This is a genomic window from Nonomuraea sp. NPDC001684, from assembly GCF_053596515.1.
The window spans coordinates 1-7,441 of the sequence record NZ_JBSFGJ010000451.1 but is presented as its reverse complement, the minus strand read 5'-3'; the positions used below and the strand labels follow the sequence as shown (position 1 = coordinate 7,441).

Here is a 7,441-nt window from a genome sequence, read left to right as displayed (position 1 = left end):
AGGGCGAGGGTGCCCAGGAGGGTGGCGCGGTCGGCGTCCGGCAGCGGGCCGTCGAGCAGCTCTTCGATGACGGCGACCAGGTCGGGGTCGACGACGCCGTACGGGCGCCAGTTCCACAGGGCCGGGCCGCCGATGGCGGTGACCGCGGAGATGAGCGCCTCCCGGTCGCCGGCGGCCCTGGCCAGGCCGATCGCCTCCTCCCAGTCGCGGTGCGCGTCCTGGGGCCGACCGGCGGCGCGGTGGGCGTGGCCGAGCTCGGTGAGCAGGCGGGCGCGTTCGGCGTCGCGGCCGGGTTCGAGCGCCGACAGGGCGAGCGTCCAGAAACCGGCCGCCTCGGTGTGGGCGAGCTGCGCGCCGGCGTGCCGGGCGGCGCGGGAGGCGTACCTGAGCGTTCTCCCCGCGACGTCGAGGCGGCCCGCCTGGGAGAAGTGGTGGGCGAGCGTGGCCGACCGCGACTCGGGCAGGACGCCTTCCAGCGCCTCGCCCGTACGCAGGTGCAGGCGCGAACGGTCGAGCCTGCCGAGCCCGGCGTACAGGGCCTCCTGGACGAGAGCGTGCGAGAAGCGGTAGTCGGGCCCGGCGGGCGGCTCGGTCAGCAGACCGGTGGCGACGGCCGGCTCCAGAGCGGCCATCACCTGCTCGGCGGTGCTGCCGGTGACGGCTTCCAGCAGGCCGGCGTCCACGTCACGGCCGGCCACGGCGGCGGCGGCGAGCAGGACCCGGGTCTCGTCGGGCAGGCGCGCGACGCGACGCTCGATCACGTCACGGGCGCCGCTGGGGACCGTGCGCTCGCCGCGCGGCAGGCGCAGCACCTCGCCGAGGTAGAAGGGGTTGCCGCCGGTCCTGTCGAGCAGGTCGCCGACCAGGCCGGGCTCGTCGGCGACGTGCTTGGCCCGCAGGAAGGCGGCCACGTCGCCGGAGGTGAACGGCGGCAGCTCCAGGCGCTCACCCGACCGCGTCAGCGCCGCCAGCGTCCCGCGCAGCTCGCCGGGGTGGTCGCCGGGCTCGGGACGGCAGGTGACCAGGACGAGCAGCGGACGCCGCAGCGCGGACTCGGCGACGAACTCCAGCAGCCGCAGCGAGGACACGTCGGCCCAGTGGAGGTCTTCGAAGACGACGGCCAAAGGCGCCTGCGGCCGGGTCAGGACGTCCAGGACCTGCTCGTACAGGCCGAACAGATCCTGCTCGGGGTCGCGGGCGCGGCCGGACAGCAACCCGGTGGCATCGCCCGCCTCGCGCAGGATCTGCGTCCAGGGCCAGAAGGCCGAGGCGGCGCGATCGGCGCAACGTCCCCACGCCACCCGGAACCCGCGCGCGGCGGCCAGGTCGGCGGCGGCCCGGACGAACCGGGTCTTGCCGATGCCCGCCTCCCCCATGACCAGCACGGCCCCACCGTCGCCGCGCCGCGCGGCGCCCAGCCGCCGCGCCACCAGCTCCAGTTCGGCCGAGCGGGCGATGAGGGCCTCGCCCTCCGGTTCGGGAGCGGCCGGGACGAACGCCGCCACCGGCTCGGCCACCGGCGGACGCAGCTCGGGCGCCTGGTCGAAGACCGCGCGTTCCAGCTCCCGCAGGTCGGGGCCGGGACTCAGCCCGAGATCGGCCGACAGCCGCTCACGCACCCGGCGCAGCGCGGCCAGCGCGTCGGCCTGCCGTCCGGCCCGGTAGAGCGCGCGCACGAGCAGCGACCAGGCCCGCTCCCGGTACGGCTCGGCCTCGACCAGCGCCTCCAGACCGGGGATCAGAGGCGCGTCCTCCCCCAGAGCAAGGCGCGCGTCGAAACGGTCCTCCAGAGCGGTGAGGCGGATCTCGGCGAGCCGCGCGGCGACCGACTGGGCGAACTCCTGACCGGCGAACTCCCCCAGCGGTTCCCCCCGCCACAGCCCGAGCGCCCGGTCGAGCAGCTCGACGGCCCGGCCGGGCGCGCCGCCCGCCAGCGCCGCGCGGCCCTCGCCGGCCCAGGAGGCGAACCGCCACAGGTCCACCTGACCGGGCGCGACGGCCAGCAGATAGCCCGGCTCACGGGTGAGCAGGACACGCGGCGGGGTACGCGGCGGCCGGTCGGGCTCCAGCACCCGGCGCAGATGGGCGATGTACGCCTGCAGAGTGCGGGTCGCCCCGGCGGGCGGCTCCCCCGCCCACAGCTCGTCGATGAGCCGGTCGAGCGACACCACCCGGCCGGGCTCCAGGGCCAGCATCGTGACCAGGGCACGCTGCTTACGCGTACCGAGATCCAGCACACCCTGCCCGCCGGCGACCTCAAGCGGCCCGAACAGCCGGAACTCCAACCCTGCCATGTCCGTCCCCACCCTACGGCACCTCAACTCGATCCCAGCTCGACCCCAGCCCCCACCCGACAAAGTGGACCCATCGACGAGAGAGGCGTGAACATGAACATCGGGGACGAACTGCGCGGAGTGGTCCGGGGCACGGTGCTCGCGGCCGGCGACGAAGGGTTCGAGCAGGCCCGGCGGCCCTGGAACCTGGCGATCGACCAGCCCGTGCGGGCCGTGGTCGAGGCCGCCGACGCCGAGGACGTGGCCGCGCTCGTCCGGCACGCCCACCTGGCAGGACTGACCATCACCACCCAGCCGAGCGGCCACGGAGCCACGGGCGACACCGGCGAGGCGATCCTGCTGCGCACCGCCCGCCTCGACCACCTGCACGTGGACCCCGCCGAACGCGTCGCCCGCGCGGGGGCCGGCGTGAAGTGGGGCCGCGTCCAGGAGGCCGCGAGCCCGCACGGGCTGACCGGACTGGCCGGCAGCAGCCCGGCGGTGACCGTCACCGGCTACACCCTGGGCGGCGGCCTGAGCTGGTTCGGCCGCCGGCACGGCTGGGCGGCCGGCAGCGTCCGCGCCTTCGACATCGTGGACGCCACGGGCACGCGCGCCCGGATCACCGCCGACGACGACCCCGAGCTGTTCTGGGCCCTGCGCGGCGGCGGCGGCGACTTCGCCATCGTCACCGCGCTCGAATTCGACCTGCACCCGGCCCCCGACCTCTACGGCGGCCGCATGTTGTGGCCCGCCGCGACGGCCCCCGCCGTCCTGGAGGCCTACCGCGAGATCACCGCCACCGCACCCGACGAACTGACCCTCTGGTACGACCTCCTGCAGTTCCCCGGCGCCGCCCCGCTGGTGGCCGTGGACGCCACCCACCTGGGCGCGGGCGGCGACGCCGAGACGCTGATGCGGCCACTGGAGAAGATCGCGGGACGCCTGTCCGACTCCCGTGCCGTGCTGCCGGTCGCCGGACTGGGCGCCATCACCGCCGAACCCACCGACCCCGGCCCCGGCATGTCCCGCGCCGAACTGCTGACCGGGCTGACCGACGACGTGGCCGCCGTGCTGCTGGAGCAGCCCATCGACCCGCTGCTCAGCGTCCAGGTCCGGCACCTGGGCGGCGCGCTGGCCCGGCCCTCCGGCATCCCGGCCGGGCACCTGGCGGAGCCGTACGCGCTGTACCTGTTCGGCATCCCCGGGCAGGACGGGGGCGCCGCCGTGCGCGAGCGCATGGACCGGCTGACGGGGGCGCTGGTGCCCTGCACGTCGGGGCGCAAGCCGTTCACCTTCCTCGCGCCGGGCGAGCGCGCCGCCGCCGCCTTCGCCCCGGACGACCTGGCCCGCCTCCGGGACGTCAAGCGGTCCCGCGATCCCCGCGGCACCTTCCGCGGCAACTTCCCCGTCCTCGCCTGACGACCACCGGGGGGCCGCGTCTCACCGCGGTTCACCGCGGCTCGGACGCCTCGGTGAGCCGCGGCTCGGGCTGTTCCGGGCGGCGTCCCCATGCCGAGATCAGCGGCGCGAGGGTGAGGTCGAGCTCGCCGGCCTCGACGGCGGCCAGGTGCGCGTCGATCTCGGCGTCGTCGGCCAGCCCGGCGGCGAGCAACTCGGCGCGGACCATGCGCACCGTCGCGGCCTCCAGCCGGTCGCAGGCCACCCCGCCGACCGGGAAGCAGCCGGCCGCCGCGACGTCGACCAGGCCGGCCGCGCGCAACGCCCGCGGCAGCTTCCGGCCGAAGCGCAGGTCGGCGCCACGGCGGGTCAGCAACTCCCGGACGGCGCGCCGCAGCCGGTTGGCGCGCCGCTGTGCCGGGCCGGCCTCGTCGAGGCAGGCCAGCGGCTGCAGCTCGGTGTCGGCGTCCTCGATCAACAGCCGGCCACCGGGGCGCAGCGCCGCCACCATCGTCGCCAGCGCCCGGGCACGGTCGGGCACGTGGACCAGCACGAGCCGGGCGTGCACCAGGTCGAACGTGCCCGGCTGCGGCGGCGGGTCCGCGACGACGTCGTGCCGGAGCACCTCGTACCCGGCGTGCGGGTCCAGCCAGGTGGGGTTGATGTCGGTGGCCAGCACGTGACCGGTCGGCCCGACAGCCGTGGCGAGCGCCTCGGGGATGCCGGGGCCTCCCGCGCCGACTTCCCAGCAACGCCAGCCCGCCTGCACGCCGAGCCGGTCGAAGTGTCCCCGTGTGACGCCGTCGAACAGCTCGGCCAGCCAGGTGAACCGCTCGCCCGCCTCCACCCGGGCGTTGTCGAGCAGGTAGCGGTGATCCGGGGCGGACCCGGGGCCGGCGAAGGGCTGCGATGAACTCATGCGTACATCTTCACGATCTTCCGCGTGCCGTGTCAGCACGACATCGGCTGAAATCAGGCACGACGCCCTGGGTTCGTCATCTCGGCGAGCGGGGGCACGGGGTCGAGCGCACGATGCGGCACGCCGCGAGCGGCGGAGCGCCGGCGCCGGGCGCCGGGACTTCACGGACCTGGCGCTGCTGCCCGACAAGCACCGCCTGGGCCACCTCGGTCGCCTCGGCCTCGTGGACGGGCAGCGCGTCACCCGGCTCGTGGGCGCGCCGACGCCGGCGTTCCTCGGCCGGTACGTCGAGGGCAGGGCCTCCGAGGCGCTGCCGCTCGGAGACGGAGCCGAACTCCTCGACGTCTCGCACGTGGGCGCATGGACCAGACGGGAGACGGCCTGACGCGCGTCTCCCGTGTGCGCCCGCGGTGGTGCGGTTGATCGCGGCGACGGCCTCCGTGGTGGTGTCGGGGATGTCCAGGCCCAGGAGGGTCATGGCCGCTCCCCGGCCTGGTCCACGACGCCGATCGCGACGCGGGCGGAGATCGACCAGGTCGTTCCCTTCTCGATGCTCCACTCCAGATGAGGAGGAACGGGGACCTGCTTGCCGTCCTTGAAGGTGTACATCAGGACGCCGTTCGGCTTGGGGTAACGCTCCTCATGGTCGGTGATCGCCGTCTCCCGCCGCGCCCGGTAGGCGTAGGTCGTGGGGTCCAGGAGGATTTCGACCTTGCGCCAGCCTTCGGCGACTTGAGAGACCGACAGCGCCGGGCGTCCCTCGGTGTCGGCCGCCGTCTCGTCCACCGTCACTCCGGGCAGCTTGGCTATCGCCTTGAAGATCGCGGCCTCGTGCTCCGGTGAGACGAGGTTCTGGCTGAGGGTCACGGCGAAGCGCAGGAAGATCCACTCGTCATCGGCAGGGACCTGCCCCTGGTAGAGCTCACGGTATTCGGCCAGGAGCGCGTCAGGGTCGGTCGGCAGCGAGGCCAGCAACGCGTAGGTGTTCTCCGGCTCCCTCTCACCGGGATCGGAGGTCTGCAGCTTGCCGTTCACCAGATAGCCCACCCGCTTGCCGTCGGCCCGGGTCCAGAGCGGTTCGAGCGTCTCGGGCAGCGGTGTCCGCGGGGTGAGCCGTTCGCCCTGGTCGATACCCTTGTCCCAGCCCACGTCACGGTTCTCGGTGTAGATCCACTGGGTCGGCCTGCGGATGCGTCCCCTGCTGCTGCTCACCTGCGCCTGCCTGGCCGTGCTCGCCCTGCTGGTCGTGGGCACGGCGACGGACAGCCTGCTCGGCCCGGTGGCGCTGGCCACGGCCTCGGTGCTGACCGTGTCCGGCAACGGGCTGGCCTACCTGAGGGCGGGCGAGCTGGCCGGCCCCGCCTGGGCGGGCAAGGTGCTCGGCACCCACAACACCGTCCAGAACGTCGTCGCCCTGGGCGTGACGCCGCTGGCCGGGGCGCTGATCACCGGGACGGGGTACTGGGCGGCGTACGCGGCCGGCCTGGCCTGCGCGCTGGTGTCGCTGCCCGTCATCCCCGTCCGCGGCGAGCAGCGGGCCGGTTCTCGGTCATGACTCCCGGCGCAGCCACACGGCGGTGTCCGGCGGCAGCGTCCCGGCCTGGACGGGGCCGCTGGACAGCAGCACCGCGTCGTGCGCCGGCAGCCGTACGGGCTCCATCCCGCAGTTGATCGCGCAGATCAGCGGACCCCGGGAGAAGAAAAGCGCTCCTTCGGGGGAGTCCAGCCACTCCAGGGTGTAAGGAATCGCACCCGCCACCTCGCGGCGGCAGGCCAGGGCCCGGCGGTAGAACTCCAGCGTCGAGTCCGCGTCGCCCTCCTGCTTCTCGGCCGTCAGCTCGGCGAAGGCGGCCGGCTGCGGCAGCCAGGGCCGCACGCCGGGCGGCGAGAACCCGTAGGAGGGCGACTCCGCCGACCACGGCAGCGGCACCCGGCAGCCGTCGCGGCCCGGCAGCTTGCCCTCCGACTGGAAGAACACCGGGTCCTGCCTGGCCTCGGCCGGCAGGTCGGTCACCTCCGGCAGGCCCAGCTCCTCGCCCTGGTAGAGGTAGGCCGAGCCGGGCAGCGCCAGCATCGTGAGCAGCGCCGCCCTGGCCCGCGCCAGGCCCGTGCCGGGATCGGCGGTCTCGTAGCGGGTGCGATGGCGTACGACGTCGTGGTTGGACAGCACCCAGGTCGCGTACGGGACCGAGGCCAGGGTGTCGTCGATCACCTTCTTGAACGCGGTCGGCGACCAGGGCGCCTGCAGCCAGGCGAAGTTGAAGCTCTGGTGCAGCTCGTCCGGGCGTACGTAGAGGGCGAGGTCCTCGGCGCTGTCGGTCCAGACCTCGCCGACGGCCATGCGCTCACCGGGGTAGGCGTCCAGCACCTTGCGCCAGTCGCGGTAGACGCCGTGCACCTCCGGCTGCCCCCAGACCGGCGAGACCGACGTGAACGACTGGTCGCCGACGTCGGGCAGCCCCTCGGCCTTGTACAGGCCCATCGCCACGTCGATGCGGAACCCGTCCACGCCCTTGTCCAGCCAGAAGCGCAGGACGTCGAGGAACTCCGCGTGCACCTCGGGGTTGCGCCAGTTGAAGTCGGGCTGTTCGGGGGCGAACAGGTGCAGGTACCACTGCCCGTCGGGGACCTGGGTCCACGCCGGGCCGCTGAACGTGGACTGCCAGTTGTTGGTCGTGTCGCGGAAGATGTACCGGTCGCGTTTCTCGCCCCGCAGCGCGGCCTGGAACCAGGGGTGCTGGGCGGAGCTGTGGCGCCGCCTGGCATGCCCTACGAGGGGCAGGGCGACTCCATCTGCCCCGGTCCTACGAAAGATGGCGGGTTGGTCGGCGGGACCGTAGACCACGGA

Annotated in this window: 7 protein-coding genes; 3 read left to right on the top strand and 4 right to left on the bottom strand. The window is 74.3% G+C overall.

The genetic code is table 11. The features are described 5' to 3' along the window. Positions 1-2,294 (bottom strand): BTAD domain-containing putative transcriptional regulator (locus ACWCSD_RS43445; protein ID WP_449923981.1); only part of this gene is annotated, 2,294 nt, incomplete at its 3' end. 93 nt (positions 2,295-2,387) lie between these two features. Here ACWCSD_RS43445 and ACWCSD_RS43440 point away from each other — a divergent pair. Next, the gene (locus ACWCSD_RS43440) at positions 2,388-3,695 is read left to right on the top strand and encodes an FAD-binding oxidoreductase (RefSeq protein WP_449923984.1); all 1,308 of its coding nucleotides are present in this window, start codon (positions 2,388-2,390) and stop codon (positions 3,693-3,695) included. Between the two features lie 31 nt (positions 3,696-3,726). Here the strand turns inward: ACWCSD_RS43440 and ACWCSD_RS43435 are convergent, their stop codons facing one another. Next, a complete protein-coding gene (locus ACWCSD_RS43435) occupies positions 3,727-4,593 on the bottom strand; it encodes a methyltransferase (RefSeq protein WP_449923978.1) in 867 nt (288 codons plus the stop codon). Between the two features lie 223 nt (positions 4,594-4,816). Here ACWCSD_RS43435 and ACWCSD_RS43430 point away from each other — a divergent pair, with 223 nt between their 5' ends. Then, a complete protein-coding gene (locus tag ACWCSD_RS43430; RefSeq protein WP_449923975.1) occupies positions 4,817-4,978 on the top strand; it encodes a hypothetical protein in 162 nt (53 codons plus the stop codon). Positions 4,979-5,067: 89 nt separating this feature from the next. Here the strand turns inward: ACWCSD_RS43430 and ACWCSD_RS43425 are convergent, their stop codons facing one another. Further along, positions 5,068-5,805 (bottom strand): hypothetical protein, encoded by a 738-nt coding sequence (locus tag ACWCSD_RS43425; RefSeq protein WP_449923972.1) that lies wholly within the window; start codon positions 5,803-5,805, stop codon positions 5,068-5,070. On the opposite strand from ACWCSD_RS43425, the gene ACWCSD_RS43420 reads away from it, so the two are divergent. Continuing rightward, positions 5,783-6,148: a hypothetical protein gene (locus ACWCSD_RS43420; protein WP_449923969.1), complete on the top strand. Its 366-nt coding sequence runs from the start codon at positions 5,783-5,785 to the stop codon at positions 6,146-6,148. The two genes, ACWCSD_RS43425 and ACWCSD_RS43420, sit on opposite strands and share 23 nt — an antisense overlap. On the opposite strand, the gene ACWCSD_RS43415 is transcribed toward ACWCSD_RS43420, so the two are convergent. Further along, positions 6,143-7,441: alpha-amylase family glycosyl hydrolase (locus ACWCSD_RS43415; RefSeq protein ID WP_449923966.1), on the bottom strand; the 1,299-nt coding region annotated here is incomplete at its 5' end. The genes ACWCSD_RS43420 and ACWCSD_RS43415 overlap by 6 nt on opposite strands.

Excerpts from the sequence above, each read along its gene's own strand:
- ACWCSD_RS43435 (WP_449923978.1), bottom strand. The coding sequence starts at position 4,593 with ATGAGTTCATCGCAGCCCTTCGCCGGCCCCGGGTCCGCCCCGGATCAC.
- ACWCSD_RS43440 (WP_449923984.1), top strand. The coding sequence starts at position 2,388 with ATGAACATCGGGGACGAACTGCGCGGAGTGGTCCGGGGCACGGTGCTC.
- ACWCSD_RS43420 (WP_449923969.1), top strand. The coding sequence starts at position 5,783 with ATGCGTCCCCTGCTGCTGCTCACCTGCGCCTGCCTGGCCGTGCTCGCC.